Raw genomic sequence first — 15,109 nt, forward strand, 5'->3', positions numbered from 1 at the left:
ATGTGAGAGGAATGAAAAACACCAAAAAATTAATTAAGAAAAAGCACTGCCAAAATTTTCAGCACTGCTTTTCTATTAAACGTATCATAATAATAAGCATCTATTTTCTTTTATTCATGAGTACCTTAGGTTCATATATTTACTTTAATTTCAAGATACGTTCTATTTCCTCCACACTCAACTTACTTGCTTTTGCAATAGTTTCAAGCGATACACCAATTTCATACATCCCTCGAATCATCTGCATCTTACCTTGTTCAATGCCTTTTTCCATGCCCTCTTGTTCTGCATGAGCTAACTTAGCTTGTTCATCTAAAAGTAATTTCTCTCGAGCTTCATATGCTGTTCGGAAAGAAGAATCATGACTCATATTTTCCCATTTATTTATTGCCTTTTGTAAAATTGGATCTTGATTCATCGCAATCTCCTCCAATGTTTGAGTTAAACGTTCATCTTCATGTGCTGGTAATAATAACATCCAACGAACAAATGTATTTTCCCACGGGTTTACTTTTTCTTCACGCCATTGTTTTACCAATTTTGGTATTTCTACAAAATGAATTTCAATGTCGTCACTTAAGAGTTGCTGCATTTTAGTATTCCATAATTGTCCGATAGTATGAAATGCATCATCCTGAGAAAATAAAATAAAATCTAATAAGTTAATAGTAATGGTTTTTCGAAGTGAACGATATGGCATTCCTTCTTGCATCTGGGATGTATAAAGTTTACTCCAGTAATATAAAGATCGCTTTACCATATCATGTGTATTCCTAAGCTGAATTTCGATATTCACTTGCGTTCCATTACCTAGCGTTGCTAATAAGTCTAAAATTGATAGCTTATCATCTTCATAAGATTTATGGAGATGTGGATCGTCTAGTTGTAACGATGTAATAGGTGCATCTAAAGATTCCTCTAAAATTGCATTTAAGAAACCTGCTAAAATTTCCTCATTTCCTTTCGTTCCAAATAACTGTTTAAAAGCAAAATCAATCCGTAAATTTACTAATTTAGTGGACATGGATTTTCTCTCCCTGTCTATATCATTTCTTATCCTTATTGTACATAAAAAAAGATAGAACATGCAAACAGACTCTTATGTTATCAGCTTGCCTAAACCTATAAAAACTTGTGATTCCAATGTGTAAGATTTACTTGTTCCGTTTGGCAATGCTTCATTTAATAATTGGTTAATCGGGTCATATACAAAGTTTGTTTCTGTTACTTTTCCGCCGGCACCTTCATGTTTAATCTTCGTACGGTTACCCGATTGGTCATATTCATATCGTTCAGAAAGTAGAATACTGTTTGATGTACCTACTACTAGGTCTTTAATTTTGTTCGCGTGGTCATAGTTAAACGTCGAACCTGAACCATTACCAGCTGTATACGTACGAACGTTTCCTTGATCATCATAGTCAAATCGATACGTATTCGATCCGTCTGTCACACGAATGTTTTGATCTAACGTATTGTAGTCATACGATACTTTATTTGTGTATCCGCCTTGCGTTACTGTTTGTTCTTTTAGTTTTTCTGTCTTACTGTTTGCTTTGTCATGATATGCCCAGTCAATTTTTCCGCCTCGGCTATCTGTTGCGTTTGTGACACGGTCAGCCTTGTCGTATGTTTTCGTGCGTTCTACCCCGTTGACATGATCTTTTACTTTCGTAACTTGTCCATTTTGGTCACGTTCGAATGTAAATGAATCTTTTCCATTACGCTTTTCACCAACGAGGCGATCTGCTGTATCATATACAGACTCTAAGATAGAACCATTTGGCATTTTTGTTTTAATCTTGTTTGCATTTTCATCGTACGTATTTTCAATACGACGGTTTAACGCATCGATATACACTGTATTTTTATTATCTACATCATATTCATATTTGTGTGTTTGTGTTTTCCCACCAAACATGACAGATTTTTCTGTTGTGTTTCCATTATAATCATAACGATAATTTACAGAGGTACCATTTTTCAATGTAACCTTCATTAATAGATTATCCTTGTTATAATCATATAGTTTTGTATTTCCTTTTTCATCTGTTTCGCTCTTTTTATTTCCAGATGCATCGTATGTGAATGTATTCTTCTGTCCTTCTTCATCATACGTCGCAACAACATTGCCATCGTTGTCGTACTCGTTTTTAATAAGAGCGTTACCTTCTAGTAAACCGATGTTATCAAACCAAACTTTCCCTTTGTTATTATTTCTAAAGAGAAGATAGATTTCCATACGTTTAATTGGTTTTGTTGCTGGAATCACAACTGCACTACGATTCCAATCATTTGTCCCACTTGGGAATTTCGTTTGGTAATTAGCCCCACTACCATCTTGATAATACACATCTGCCCAAATAGAGTAATCTCTTGAGAGCTTATCTGGTGCGGTATTTTCTACATTTTGAGATTTAGACATTCCTGTTAATGTAATTGTTTCTGCCTTTTGTTGGTTTAAATGTATATGCGCACCGTAGCCTACATCTGAACCACCATATTGCATGTAGTTTAAAACCGTTGTTTGGTCTCGCGCCATCTACCCATGCCTTCACTGTATTCGTTACATTGAACTGGGCCCATTTTCCGCGGCCGACATCAGTTTGTGCAATGAAGCTAATACATTGAGTTTCATTGGAATAGCGTAAATGTGGGTCTTCTAATTGTAATAACTGTGTTTAAGAAAGTAAGAGAAATATCTTCATTACTACTTGTATCCAATAGTTATTTGAACACACTCCGCTATTATATATACAAACTTCCTACTACATTTCATATGAGAAAAAGTTATTACGACAAACAAAGAAAAGGTCTCCTAAAATATCTTTTAGGAGACCTTTTCTTATTAATAGATTTTGTAATTTAAGAGTGTTCACTCTTAAATCACAAAATCCTCCGGAATAAACACCTTCACTTCTTTCGGCTGTACGTATACAACATCACCCGCTTGAATGCTTAGCTGTTTGAACTGTTCTTTACTAATTTCTGCTTCTAAATACTCATCTGTTCCGTCTCGTTTTAATTCTACATATACGACAGGTCCAACTGCGTGAGAATATGATACTTTCGCCGGGATTGCATCTACGCTTTGTTTTGTACGAGAGATAGATAAGTGATGTGGCCTTACGTAAGCTACTCCGTCTACGTTTGAAACGTGTTTATGCTCTGGTGCTTCTAGTTCTACCGATCCTACATTTAGCTTACCTTTATTGACGCGGCCGTGAAATAAATTTACATTTCCTAAAAAGTCGTACACGAACGGGGTTGCTGGGTTTTCATATACTTCCTCCGGCGTTCCCATTTGTTCAATGCGACCTTCATTCATTACAACGATGCGGTCTGCAACGTCTAACGCTTCTTCTTGGTCATGTGTTACGAATACACTCGTAATTTGAAATTCGTCATGTAGTTTCCGGAGCCATCTTCGTAATTCTTTTCTTACCTTTGCATCAAGTGCACCGAACGGTTCATCAAGTAATAAAATTTTCGGTTCGACTGCAAGTGCTCGAGCTAGTGCGATACGCTGTCGTTGTCCGCCAGATAGTTGTGCTGGGTAACGTTTGGCGAAACCATCCATTTTTACTAGTTTCAATAGTTCTGTTACTTTTTCTTCTATCACTTCTGCTGACGGTCTTAAGCTTTTCTTTCTTACCTTTAAACCGAAAGCGACATTTTCAAATACATTCATATGTTTAAAAAGCGCATAGTGTTGGAAGACGAAACCGACTTGCCGATTTTTTACGTGAATGTCTGTTAGATCTTCCCCTTCAAATGAAATAGAGCCTTCATCCGCTTCTTCTAATCCTGCAATAATTCGTAATAACGTCGTTTTCCCAGAACCTGACGGGCCTAATAAAGCGACAAGTTCGCCTTTTGGAATATCCAAATGAATATCTGTTAGCGCCTGAAATGTACCATATCGTTTTGATACATTTTGAATTTGAATACTCACCATAATCCCCCCTTATTGTCGTTTTTCCATTCTCCATTCAATCCAGTTTTTTATAACGAGCGTAAGAACAGCGATGAGTGACATTAAAGTCGCCACAGCGAACGCTGCTGAAAATTGATATTCATTGTACAAAATTTCAATGTGAAGCGGCATCGTATTCGTAACGCCGCGCACGTGACCTGATACAACAGAAACTGCTCCGAACTCACCGATAGCACGGGCATTACATAGGATCATCCCGTATAAAAGGCCCCATTTTATATTAGGAAGCGTAACGCGCCAAAACATTTTCCAGCCGCTTGCGCCAAGTGATAAAGCCGCCTCTTCTTCACTTTTCCCTTGCGCCTGCATAATCGGAATTAATTCCCGTGCAACGAACGGGAAAGTTACAAAGATTGTTGCGATAATAATGCCAGGAACAGAGAAAATGAGTTTCACTCCATGTTCGAGTAGCCATTCACCAAGAGCCCCCCTCGGTGTGAAGAGTAAAACGAACACTAATCCTGCGATAACTGGTGACACGGCAAACGGCAGTTCAATAAGAGATAATAATACCTGTTTTCCTTTAAACTGAAACTTTGTAATAAGCCATGCCGCTGCAATTCCGAATACCGTATTCAGCGGTACAACGATTAACGCAACGAGAAGCGTTAACCTAATTGCTGAAAATGCTTCTTGATCAGTGATAGCAGCAAAGTATACATCAAATCCTTTTTCAAAAGCTTTCAAAAAAATTGTTACGAGCGGGAGTAATAGAAAGAGAGATAAAAATAAAACTGTAATCGCAATTAATATGCTTGGTACAAGTTTAGATTCTTTTTTAGCTGACACTTTTTTTATTATTTTCTTTTCTAATAATGTTGGCTCCACTTTCTCTCCTCCTATTCACTTTTTAATTCATGCCTTCTACTCCAGCTTTGAATCATGTTAATAAGAAGAAGGAAAAGAAGCGAAATGATAAGCATAACAGCTGCTACTGCTGTTGCTCCTGCATAATCATATTGTTCGAGTTTCGTCATAATCATAAGCGGTGCGATTTCTGTTTTCATGGGCATATTACCTGCGATGAAAACGACAGATCCGTATTCTCCTAATGCCCGTGCAAATGCGAGTGAAAAGCCAGCAAGTAAAGCTGGGAATATTTCTGGCAAAATGATTTTCACAAATATTTGGAAGCGTGACGCCCCTAAACTAGAAGCCGCCTCTTCTACTTCTTTATCAATATTTTGAAGTACTGGTTGCACCATTCGAACGACAAACGGTAACCCAATAAACGTAAGTGCAACAATAATTCCGAGCGGCGTAAAAGCTACTTTTATATGAAACATACTAAATATTTTCCCCACCCAGCCATTTTCGGCATATAGCGTTGTCAGTGTAATACCAGCTACAGCAGTCGGAAGAGCGAAAGGTAAATCTATTAATCCATCTAACAATCGTTTCCCTGGAAATGTATAACGAACGAGTACCCAAGCAATTAATAAGCCAAAAATGGCATTTACAACCGCTGCTGCAAGTGAAGTCGTTAAACTCACTTGATAAGAATGCAGCACACGCTCGCTCGTTACAACTTCAGCAAATTTCTTCCAACCTAACTGTGAAGTTTGAATAAATACGATAGAAAGTGGTATAAGTACGAATAAACTCATATATAGCATTGTAAATCCAAGAGATAATCCAAACCCCGGTAAAACACGTTTTTTCCTCATCTTCTTTCACCTCATCCCCCCTTATTTTTTATAAATTTGATCGAATACACCGCCATCATTAAAATGTTTTTCCTGCGCTTTTTTCCAACCGCCAAATAGTTCATCTACTGTAAATAATTGAACTTTTGGAAATTGAGATGCATATTTTTCTGCTACCTTTTCGTTACGAGGGCGATAGAAGTTTTTCGCTGCAATTTCTTGCCCCTTTTCTGAATACAAATATTCAAGATATCCTTCTGCCACTTTTCTCGTTCCTTTTTTATCAACTACTTTATCCACAACAGCTACTGGTGGTTCCGCTAGTATACTAATTGGAGGTGTTACAATTTCAAATTTATCTTTTCCGAGCTCTTTTTGTGATAGTAATGCTTCATTTTCCCACGCGATTAATACGTCACCAATTCCTTTTTCAACGAAAGTTGTCGTTGCTCCGCGTGCCCCTGAATCTAGTACTTCCACGTTTTTATAAATTTGACCGACAAACTCTTTCGCTTTATCTTCACTATTGTTATATTTTTTCAGCGCATATCCCCATGCCCCTAAATAGTTCCAACGTGCTCCGCCTGATGTTTTCGGATTAGGCGTAATGACAGACACACCTTTTTTCGTTAAATCATCCCAATCTTTAATTCCTTTCGGGTTTCCTTTTCGTACAAGAAATACAATTGTTGATGTGTACGGAGTGGAATTATCCGCAAGTCGCTTCTGCCAATCTTCTGCTAGTTGTTTCTTCTTGCTAATCGCATCAATATCATAAGCTAGCGCTAGCGTAACAACGTCTGCTTCTAAGCCATCAATAATAGAACGCGCCTGACTTCCAGATCCTCCGTGCGATTGTTTTACATTTACTGTTTGCCCATGCTTCTCTTTCCAGTACTTCGCAAAATCTTTATTGAAGTCTTGATATAACTCCCTAGTTGGATCATACGAAACATTTAAAAGCTCAACTGTATTTTTATCTCCATTTCCTTCAGAATTATTAGTGGATGTTGCTGAACCACACCCTGATAAAAGTACAACTGCTGATAATAAAACACCTGTACTTTTCATAAACGCTGCCTTCCCCCACTGTTTCATCGTTAAATCCCCCTTAGTTTATACAATAGAAAAAGGCACACAATATATTCACAAACGTGAACATTGTGCGCCTTCAGTTTATCTGATTAGCTTCTAATGTATTCGATTTCTTTTTATTTTAATTCTGTAATTCGCATGTGTCAACTTGGAATTTGTTTTTTTAATAACGAAAAGTCAGTGATGATTTTCCCTCACTGACTTTTCGTTCACTTTATTTCTTCAACTTATCCGCCTTCGCAATAAATTGTGCTGCTTCCGCACGGCTTACCGCTTTATCTGGAGCCCAGCCATTATCTGTTCCAATTGAAATGTTTTCTTGGATTAAAATATTGGCATACTTCGCACCCCAATGATTGTTTAAGTCAGCAAATTCTTTCGGTAGTTTTATATTTTCATTTCTTTCTAATTTATATGCATTTACTAGCATAGAAGCCATTGATGCACGGTTAATTAACCCGCTCGGATTAAAGTTCCCCCTCTCATCACCTTTTACAATACCTGCTTTTTCAACTGCTGCGATATACGGCGTTGCCCAGTGATTTTGTGCATCAGGGAATGACGGCTTTGCATCTTTCTTAATTTCTAAACCTAAAACAGTTGCTAATATTTTTGCAGCGGAACTACGATCGATATTTTCAGCCGGTGCAAATGTACCATCTGGCTTACCGTGCACTGCTTCTTTATCTACTAAATATTGAACTGACTCTTGTGCCCATGCTGGTACGTCAGAGAATTTAGGCTTCTGTTCAATTGCACTCGCATCAATTTCAAACTGTACTTGATATTTATGATCATATTTAATTGCTGGAATTAATATATGCATTTGCATATTATATTTTTTCGAAAACTCATCAATTTCAAATTGAACAACTTTCGTACCGTTATTCGCTTTATCTTCGGAAATTACTTTTACATCATGGAATGTCCCTACTTTATTCGTATCTTCTACTCTAAGATACTGGAAATAGCTACTATCTTGAACTGTTAACGTAACGATTTTTTTATCACCTTGAACGGTTACTTTTGCATTTTTTAAATATGTAGAAGCAACCGATGTATCATTCGTTTGATCTTTATAAGTCTTTAAAATAACGTCATACGTGCCATCTGCTAGTCTACTATTTGCTTTCATTTCAACCGCTGCTTCAGCTTTCGCGATTGGTGCCATAATACCGCTAAATGGAACTACTAACGTTGCTGCTATAACGAATGCATTTACATATTTTTTCTTAATCATTATCAATATGACATCTCCCTTTATATAAATATATCCAACATAACCATCATATTGATAATGATTATCAATGTCAAATAAAAATGATAATATTATTTCCTACATAAGTACGCCTTCCGCTCGTTATTAAAAAGTAAATAATGTGCCGTATGAACTTTCCTCTCTAAATAATCAATAGAATACGAGCTTGATGGATCCACTAAATCACCTATTGCTCCTGAAAGATGATCAATGACTTGCTGTAAAGTTTCTAAGTTTTTCTTCTCACTCTCCGCGTTCATTTCATCCATAATTTCACAAATAAGGTATTGAACTCGCCGCAAACGTAATTCCTTCTGTTCCACTTATATCTCCTCCTTATTAGTCATATTACGGTTTAAATATATGGCACCATAGCTTAACCAATGCTAAAAAGTAGAAAGGCAACCATCTTCATAAAGATGGTTGCCCCTATTTTTAAACTTGCATCGCTTTTTCTCTCAAAGCTCTTCTCAGCAATTTACCTGTCGTGTTCTTCGGCAATTCTGTTAAAAATTCAATACTCTTTGGCACTTTATATTTCGCTAAATGTAACGCACAGTAATGCATCAGTTCTTCTTCTGTTACGTTCGTTTGTTTCAGAACGACGTAAGCTCGCACTGCTTCTCCTAAGTTTTCATCAGGAACGCCGATTACGACCACTTCTGCTACAGATTCGTGTGTATACAATACTTCCTCTACTTCACGAGGGTATACGTTATAACCGCCAACTAGGACGATATCCTTTTTACGATCAACGATATAGAAGTAACCTTCTTCATCCATTTTCGCTAAGTCCCCTGTATACAACCAGCCGTCCTTTAATGTCGCAGCTGTATCTTCTGGCGCGTTATAATATCCTTTCATAACGTTAGGTCCGCGAACAATTAATTCACCGACTGCTCCGACAGGTACTTCTTCCCCAAGTTCATTTACAATTTTATTTTCTACATGCCAAATATTTGTACCGATCGATCCTGGTTTACGCGGACGATCAAGCGGATTAAAACAAGTAACTGGTGATGCTTCTGATAAACCGTATCCTTCTGAAACGATAACGTCAAAACGTTTTTCAAAGTTTTGCAGAAGAGCAACTGGCATTGAAGCACCACCTGAAATACAAAGACGAAGTGTCTTCACATCTTCCGCGCTCGCTTCTTCGAATAAATATAAATAATTGTACATCGTCGGTACACCAGCAAAAATCGTCGGTTCGTACGTACGACAAATACGGAATACTTCTTTCGGACTAAATTTCGGTAACATTAAAATCGTTGCTCCGTTCACAATCGGTGCATTGACCGCCACCGTTAAACAAAATACATGGAACATCGGCAGTGCCGCAACGACGCGATCATTAGCCGTATATTGTAAATACGACGCCACATCGCTCGCATTACTATATAAATTTTTATGAGTTAACATAGCGCCTTTCGGTTTTCCAGTCGTGCCTGAAGTGTATAGAATAACCGCTACATCTTCTTCATCTAGCTCAGGGCCTTCGTAAGTTAAATCTCCAGCCCCTATCATTCTAGTAAACGTTTTCATTTTTTCGGTTTCTGTATGGTTAAAATCTGATGAGGTTTCGCATATGATGATGTTTTCTAATGAAGGAAGTCTTGTTGTAAGAGATTGTATAACAGGTAGAAGGACGTCGAGTACGATGATTGTTTTTACATCTCCATTTTGTAAAATGTAATGCATTTCGTCTGCTGTATAAATTGGATTAACTGGAATAACAGTTGCTCCCGCTTTCATTGTTCCGTATAAACCGACCAAAAAATGTGGTGAATTTCCAACAACTAATGCAACATTGTCCCCTTTTCCAATGCCCATTTCTGCTAAATTGCTAGAAAACCTTGTGACCATTTTGTTTAATTGGTCATATGAGACCGACTGATCCATAAATATATAAGCCGGTTTATCCCCCTTCTTTTTCGCCGTTTCAGCCAAAGATTGAACGAGATTCACACAAACCCCACCTTTATAAAATTTAGAATATTTAAAAATTCTAAATTAATTATATTAAAAGAAAATTAAAGTGGCAAGTGTTATTCCATTAACTGCATATAGACAGATCACTTTCTCTTCATTTACTTTGGAAGGATAAGGGAATTTTGTTTGCAAGTAATTTATGAAACTAGACCAGAAATCATTTTAGGATAATATGCACTCATCTTTTCTCTCAGCATTGCAAGTTCTTGTTTATTTAAACTCGTATACTCCCCGTACAAGTTAAGAACGTCCGCTCCATCTTCATGAAAATACACCGTAACATATAATGTTGGTAACCCTGCATTGTCTTCATCTATTGAAAAGACGACATCTGGTGTCTTATTCACAGTGCTGAATGTTTCATTTCTTTTCCACTTCTTATTTTGAAACATGTCTTGTATTTCCTGTATCTTCCGTCTGTTATCTGTATGCGTAAAATATATAACATTATCTTTCGCTGGCTTTCCAATAGCTAAAAGTGTGCGACTTGAGGACGTTTCATCGTTACAAGCTGTCATTCCAATGACAAAGCTAAGTAATAATACAACGTACATTACCCTCTTCATTTCAATCCGCCTCCTTTTAAATATATATTCCTTTATGAGGGGCAAATGTCTTGTGATTTTATGGTATATGAAATTATATCGGCGATTTTTCGAATATATCGACCGTAACTTGAAATATATCAGCGATTTTCCAAATATATCGACCGTAACTCGAAATATATCAGCGATTTTTAAAATATATCGACTTACCGACAAAACGCAACAATCTACGCAAAAAAAAGAGGCTGCTCGTTACGACAGCCTCCCTTATTTTTAGAAGAACAAATGTAAGAAATCTTCTGTTGTAATATTACCGAAGTAGCGTGCGATATCTACACCTTCTAAAGCTGCAGTAAATGCATCTTTATCGAATTGTACGCCTGTTAGACGTTCTTCAATATCATGCACATCTAGTGAACCGAAGAAGTCACCGTAAATTTTGCATTCTGTTACTGTTCCTTTTTTCACTTCAAGACGAACATCAACTTGTCCAACTGGGAAGCGGTGTGAATGTTGTAAGTTGAACTTCGGAGATTTTCCGTAGTTCCAATCCCAATTTTGGTAACGCTCTTCAGAAAGTTTATGGATTTCTTTCCAATCTTCTTCTGTTAATTCATACGTTGGAATTTCTGTTTCCCCTTCGAAAATTGTTTCTAGAAGAAGTTGTCTAAACTCTTCTGTCGTCATTTCTTCGTTCAGGAACTCTGTAATATTCGCAACGCGGCTACGGATTGATTTAATGCCTTTTGATTGGATTTTATCCATTTTTACTTTTAACGCTGATACAACGTGATCGATTTCAGAGTCAAATAGTAACGTACCATGACTGAACATACGACCTTTCGTTGAGAACTGCGCGTTACCTGAAATTTTTCTACCTTCAGCTAAAATGTCGTTACGACCACTTAGTTCTGCATTTACACCTAATTTACCAAGTGCTTTCGTTACAGGCTCTGTGAATTTTTTGAAGTTGCTGAAACTGTCTCCATCATCTTTCGTAATAAAGCTGAAGTTTAAGTTTCCTAAATCATGATATACTGCGCCTCCGCCTGATAGACGACGAACGACATGAATCCCTTTTTCTTTTACGTAATCAGCATTAATTTCTTCTACTGTATTTTGGTTTTTACCAATGATAATAGAAGGTTCGTTAATGTAGAACAGTAAATACGTTTCGTTAATATCTAAATTCTTCACACAATATTCTTCAATTGCTAAGTTTATTCTAGGATCTGTAATTCCTTTATTATCAATAAATAACATCGTATCACCTCATGAGTTCCATACGTAGCCACTATGCGCTAGCGTAATATGGCCACTGAAAATTTGTTTTGCTTCTGTTACTAAATCAGCTGGATTGCCTGTATGCGGTAAGTGCGTTAATAAAAGTTCTTTTACATTCGCATCTTTCGCAATACTTGCTACTTCTGTACTATTCATATGCCCTGCTTTTGCAGCCTCTTGATGTGCATACATATTACACTCACAAATGAAAAGATCAGCATCTTTCGTGAATGGAATAAATTCAGGAATATAACTGGAATCTGCGCTATATACTACAGCGTCATTACCTGCTGTAATACGCATCGCAAAGCATGTAACAGGATGAACAGTTTTTAAGAATGAGATCGAGAACGGTCCAACTTGAAGTGTTTCTTCTGGATTGTACGCGATTCCTTTCGTATGCGGTTCATGCGTTAAAGAGTTGAATCCATTCTCGTCAAACGTATGACCGTATATTGGTAGTTCTGGTAGTTGTCCCTTTGTCGCGCTCGTAATTAATCTCGCATATTGCAATACCCCAATATCTGCAACATGATCGTGATGGTAGTGCGACAGTACAACTGCATCTATATGAGACGGTGTTATATATTTTTGAAGCTGTGCTAGTACACCACTACCACAGTCTACAAGTAAACGAAAACCATCGTGTTCAAACAAATACCCCGACGTTGCTTCTCCCGCTTCTGGAAAGCCGCCCCAAAAGCCGACAACAGTCATTTTCATATGTATCCATCCTTTCTAAAACCGAGTAGAAATGCATGTTTTACTTACATCCTACATTGTTAACTATAATCCATTTCCTAAACTTTTTCATTAATTTTCAATTTTGTTATAAAACAGTTGTTGACTTTCCTCATTTGTACTAATACAATGATAGTAAGAAATGGAAATGGAGGGATTGACATGATCGATCAACCAATGGAGTTTTTCAGAAATTTACCGACGAAAACTTGTGCGCACTGCGGGAAAGAAATTGATGAGCAGCACGAAGCATACCATAACAAATGTGATGACTGCGTTCACGAAGAATAGTAGTTTGTGAACATAAAAAAACCTAGCAGACATAGTCTACTAGGCTAATAACATCGTATCCTTCATCGTTGAACCTTTCACCAAGAGCTCCAGTTCAAACTCATACAATTCTTTTTTTCGATAATTTTTCGTATGGATTTTATCCATCATCAGGTCGACAACTTTTCGGGCCATCTCATCGATTGGCTGTTCAATTGTCGTAATACCTGGCTCTGTAATCTGTGATAAAATTTGATTATCAAAACCGATAACAGCGAGATCATCTGGAATACTCCAGTCATGGCGCTTCGCCTCTGAGATAATTCCAGCTGCTACCTCATCGCCTCCTGCCAAAATCGCGGTAGGATTTTTTTTGTCCTTTAATACTTCATGGAATATTCGTTTTCCATCCTCCCAAGAGAAAGCGTTTTCAAGAAAATCAATCGCTTCTACTTGGCGGCTCTTCTCTGTTATCGCACGTAAAAAGCCCATTTTTCGCTGTTGGCTAACCACTTTGGTTTCGTTACCACGGCAAAAAATAAGATTACGATATCCTTGTTCTAACACATGCTTAGCAGCTATGTATGCTCCTTGCGCATGATCAAACTTCACTGTTGGAATATTTGCTTCCTCAATATATTCATTACATAACACGATTGGACCGTGTTGTAAGTATGGCTCTACATCTTCCCACGGATTTTCTAGTGAACATAGAATAATCCCATCTACTTGCTTCGTAGATAATAATTGTAAATACTCCATCTCTTTTTCCGGTAAATATCTTGTTTGACAAATAATCAGTTTATATTTATGCTCAGAAGCAGCAATCTCGATTGCTTCAATAAATCTACTGAAGAAAGGATTTGTAATCCTTGGAACTAGCACCGCAATTGTTTCTGTTTTTTGTTTACGAAGCCTTCTCGCCGCAGAATTAGGAACGAAGCCTAGATGCTTCATTGCTAATTGAACCCTTTTTTTCTTCTCATCTGAAACATATGGATGATTATTAATCACCCTAGAAACCGTTGTCCTTGATAACCCCGCTAATTTCGCCACGTCCTCTATAGTCGACACGAAATTCTCCCCCTTTGCATGAAAACGTTTTCTTAAATTGATTATATAGTATATTATTGGAAACTGCAACATGGGTTGTTATGATTTTACTATATTAATATTATACATAGGGAAAAGTATGTTAATGGGAGGGGAAAACATACTGCTTTTAGAAGTTTATAGTAAGCATATTTATAAAAATTTGAAGGTGATATTTCATGAATCGGACAGATCGTTTATTAGCCATATTAATTGAATTACAAAGAAGACAAACTGTTACAGCACAAAGATTAGCTGAAAAATTCGAAACAAGTATAAGAACGATTTATCGAGACATGGATGCACTTAGTGAATCTGGCGTCCCACTTTTCGCCATGCCCGGCCACGGTTATTCATTAATGGATGGTTATTTCTTGCCCCCCATTCAACTTACGCCTGAAGAGGCTGTTACTCTTTTATTAGGAGGTGATTATATCGAGAAAACGTTCACTTCTTCTTTTTCTGTACATGCACGATCAGCAAAAGAGAAACTTGAAATTGTTCTCCCTGCTGATCAACAAAAGAAAGCCCAGGAATTACGAGGAACTTTCCGTTTTCTTTCTCCTATATTTTCACATCAGCAATCTGAACAAGAAAAGCTAGAAAATCAACTTCTCTTATTGCAAGAATCTATTCAAAAAGAACAAGCTGTCTCTTTTTCTTATCGTAAACCGAGGGAAAATACAAAAATGCAGCGGACTGTTCATCCTTACGGCTTAGTCAATATTTCGGGAATTTGGTACATCGTTGCACATTGCTTACTTCGAAAACAAATACGCAATTTTCGTTTAGATCGTATGGATACATTACAGCAAGAACAACAATTTTTCACAAAACCGAAAGACTTTTCTTTACAAAACTATAAGCCTGAAAGCAATCGTACTGTTTCAATCCATTTATTGTTTCCATCTCATATTGCACATAAAATTATTGAATCACGATATTTTTTTATAGATTCATATGAACATAGAGATAACGATTTTCACGTCTTTTTGAAATCAAGAAACATAGACGAAGTGTTTCAATGGGTATTGAGCTGGGGAAGCCAAGTGCAAGTACTTGAGCCAAACGTTCTATCTGAAAAAATCCGTGATGAAGCAAAAAAAATGTTAAAACTTTAATTTCACTACTGACATAATGTTGTCAGTAGCCATCCTTTATATTAGGTATTAACAAATACATTTTTGAT

14 protein-coding genes and 2 pseudogenes are annotated in these 15,109 nt (G+C 37.0%); 2 read left to right on the plus strand and 14 right to left on the minus strand.

Annotated features, from left to right (window positions below; translation table 11 throughout):
• Window positions 1-139: 139 nt before the first annotated feature.
• The 13 genes and pseudogenes from ACTFRS_RS18705 to ACTFRS_RS18765 form a co-directional block, all read right to left on the minus strand.
• Complete coding sequence (locus ACTFRS_RS18705) at window positions 140-1,024, minus strand: Rpn family recombination-promoting nuclease/putative transposase (protein ID WP_062822700.1); 885 nt, start codon at window positions 1,022-1,024, stop codon at window positions 140-142.
• A 114-nt stretch (window positions 1,025-1,138) separates the two neighbouring features.
• Window positions 1,139-2,521 (minus strand): annotated as a pseudogene (locus ACTFRS_RS18710) (wall-associated protein); the annotation flags it as partial.
• A 34-nt stretch (window positions 2,522-2,555) separates the two neighbouring features.
• Window positions 2,556-2,624, minus strand: a pseudogene (locus ACTFRS_RS18715) (hypothetical protein); the annotation flags it as partial.
• Between the two features lie 257 nt (window positions 2,625-2,881).
• Window positions 2,882-3,955: a sulfate/molybdate ABC transporter ATP-binding protein gene (locus ACTFRS_RS18720; protein WP_242294663.1), complete on the minus strand. Its 1,074-nt coding sequence runs from the start codon at window positions 3,953-3,955 to the stop codon at window positions 2,882-2,884.
• A 12-nt stretch (window positions 3,956-3,967) separates the two neighbouring features.
• A complete protein-coding gene (gene cysW / locus ACTFRS_RS18725; protein WP_139868789.1) occupies window positions 3,968-4,825 on the minus strand; it encodes a sulfate ABC transporter permease subunit CysW in 858 nt (285 codons plus the stop codon).
• Window positions 4,826-4,836: 11 nt separating this feature from the next.
• Entirely contained in the window at window positions 4,837-5,664 is an 828-nt protein-coding gene (gene cysT, locus ACTFRS_RS18730) for a sulfate ABC transporter permease subunit CysT (protein ID WP_139868791.1), read from the minus strand.
• A 21-nt stretch (window positions 5,665-5,685) separates the two neighbouring features.
• Window positions 5,686-6,741, minus strand: a complete 1,056-nt coding sequence (locus tag ACTFRS_RS18735; RefSeq protein ID WP_440023444.1) for a sulfate ABC transporter substrate-binding protein — start codon at window positions 6,739-6,741, stop codon at window positions 5,686-5,688.
• Between the two features lie 211 nt (window positions 6,742-6,952).
• Window positions 6,953-7,978, minus strand: a complete 1,026-nt coding sequence (locus tag ACTFRS_RS18740; RefSeq protein ID WP_440024581.1) for an NEAT domain-containing protein — start codon at window positions 7,976-7,978, stop codon at window positions 6,953-6,955.
• A gap of 89 nt (window positions 7,979-8,067) precedes the next feature.
• On the minus strand, window positions 8,068-8,319 hold the full coding sequence (locus ACTFRS_RS18745; RefSeq protein ID WP_440023442.1) for a hypothetical protein: 252 nt from the start codon (window positions 8,317-8,319) through the stop codon (window positions 8,068-8,070).
• A gap of 112 nt (window positions 8,320-8,431) precedes the next feature.
• Window positions 8,432-9,964 (minus strand): fatty acid--CoA ligase family protein, encoded by a 1,533-nt coding sequence (locus ACTFRS_RS18750; protein ID WP_242294665.1) that lies wholly within the window; start codon window positions 9,962-9,964, stop codon window positions 8,432-8,434.
• A 161-nt stretch (window positions 9,965-10,125) separates the two neighbouring features.
• Window positions 10,126-10,554: a hypothetical protein gene (locus ACTFRS_RS18755; protein WP_139869020.1), complete on the minus strand. Its 429-nt coding sequence runs from the start codon at window positions 10,552-10,554 to the stop codon at window positions 10,126-10,128.
• Window positions 10,555-10,806: 252 nt separating this feature from the next.
• Entirely contained in the window at window positions 10,807-11,796 is a 990-nt protein-coding gene (locus ACTFRS_RS18760; RefSeq protein WP_000897255.1) for a lipoate--protein ligase, read from the minus strand.
• Between the two features lie 9 nt (window positions 11,797-11,805).
• Complete coding sequence (locus tag ACTFRS_RS18765) at window positions 11,806-12,540, minus strand: MBL fold metallo-hydrolase (protein ID WP_139868797.1); 735 nt, start codon at window positions 12,538-12,540, stop codon at window positions 11,806-11,808.
• Window positions 12,541-12,720: 180 nt separating this feature from the next.
• Between ACTFRS_RS18765 and yhfH the strand changes: the two genes are divergently transcribed.
• Entirely contained in the window at window positions 12,721-12,849 is a 129-nt protein-coding gene (yhfH, locus tag ACTFRS_RS18770; RefSeq protein ID WP_000567010.1) for a protein YhfH, read from the plus strand.
• Window positions 12,850-12,888: 39 nt separating this feature from the next.
• Here the strand turns inward: yhfH and ACTFRS_RS18775 are convergent, their stop codons facing one another.
• Window positions 12,889-13,902: a LacI family DNA-binding transcriptional regulator gene (locus ACTFRS_RS18775; RefSeq protein ID WP_000103718.1), complete on the minus strand. Its 1,014-nt coding sequence runs from the start codon at window positions 13,900-13,902 to the stop codon at window positions 12,889-12,891.
• A 197-nt stretch (window positions 13,903-14,099) separates the two neighbouring features.
• Here ACTFRS_RS18775 and ACTFRS_RS18780 point away from each other — a divergent pair, with 197 nt between their 5' ends.
• Entirely contained in the window at window positions 14,100-15,041 is a 942-nt protein-coding gene (locus tag ACTFRS_RS18780; RefSeq protein ID WP_431084952.1) for a helix-turn-helix transcriptional regulator, read from the plus strand.
• The last annotated feature ends 68 nt before the right edge of the window (window positions 15,042-15,109 follow it).

This window comes from Bacillus cereus group sp. MYBK139-1 (assembly GCF_051916915.1).
In the GTDB taxonomy this organism is placed as follows: Bacteria; Bacillota; Bacilli; order Bacillales; family Bacillaceae_G; genus Bacillus_A; species Bacillus_A pacificus.

What these genes read in the sequence shown, in the direction of transcription:
- ACTFRS_RS18705 (WP_062822700.1), bottom strand. Translation starts at nt 1,024, where the DNA reads ATGTCCACTAAATTAGTAAATTTACGGATTGATTTTGCTTTTAAACAG.
- cysT (WP_139868791.1), bottom strand. Translation starts at nt 5,664, where the DNA reads ATGAGGAAAAAACGTGTTTTACCGGGGTTTGGATTATCTCTTGGATTT.
- ACTFRS_RS18735 (WP_440023444.1), bottom strand. Translation starts at nt 6,741, where the DNA reads ATGAAACAGTGGGGGAAGGCAGCGTTTATGAAAAGTACAGGTGTTTTA.
- ACTFRS_RS18740 (WP_440024581.1), bottom strand. Translation starts at nt 7,978, where the DNA reads ATGATTAAGAAAAAATATGTAAATGCATTCGTTATAGCAGCAACGTTA.
- ACTFRS_RS18755 (WP_139869020.1), bottom strand. Translation starts at nt 10,554, where the DNA reads ATGAAGAGGGTAATGTACGTTGTATTATTACTTAGCTTTGTCATTGGA.
- ACTFRS_RS18760 (WP_000897255.1), bottom strand. Translation starts at nt 11,796, where the DNA reads ATGTTATTTATTGATAATAAAGGAATTACAGATCCTAGAATAAACTTA.
- ACTFRS_RS18765 (WP_139868797.1), bottom strand. Translation starts at nt 12,540, where the DNA reads ATGAAAATGACTGTTGTCGGCTTTTGGGGCGGCTTTCCAGAAGCGGGA.
- yhfH (WP_000567010.1), top strand. Translation starts at nt 12,721, where the DNA reads ATGATCGATCAACCAATGGAGTTTTTCAGAAATTTACCGACGAAAACT.
- ACTFRS_RS18780 (WP_431084952.1), top strand. Translation starts at nt 14,100, where the DNA reads ATGAATCGGACAGATCGTTTATTAGCCATATTAATTGAATTACAAAGA.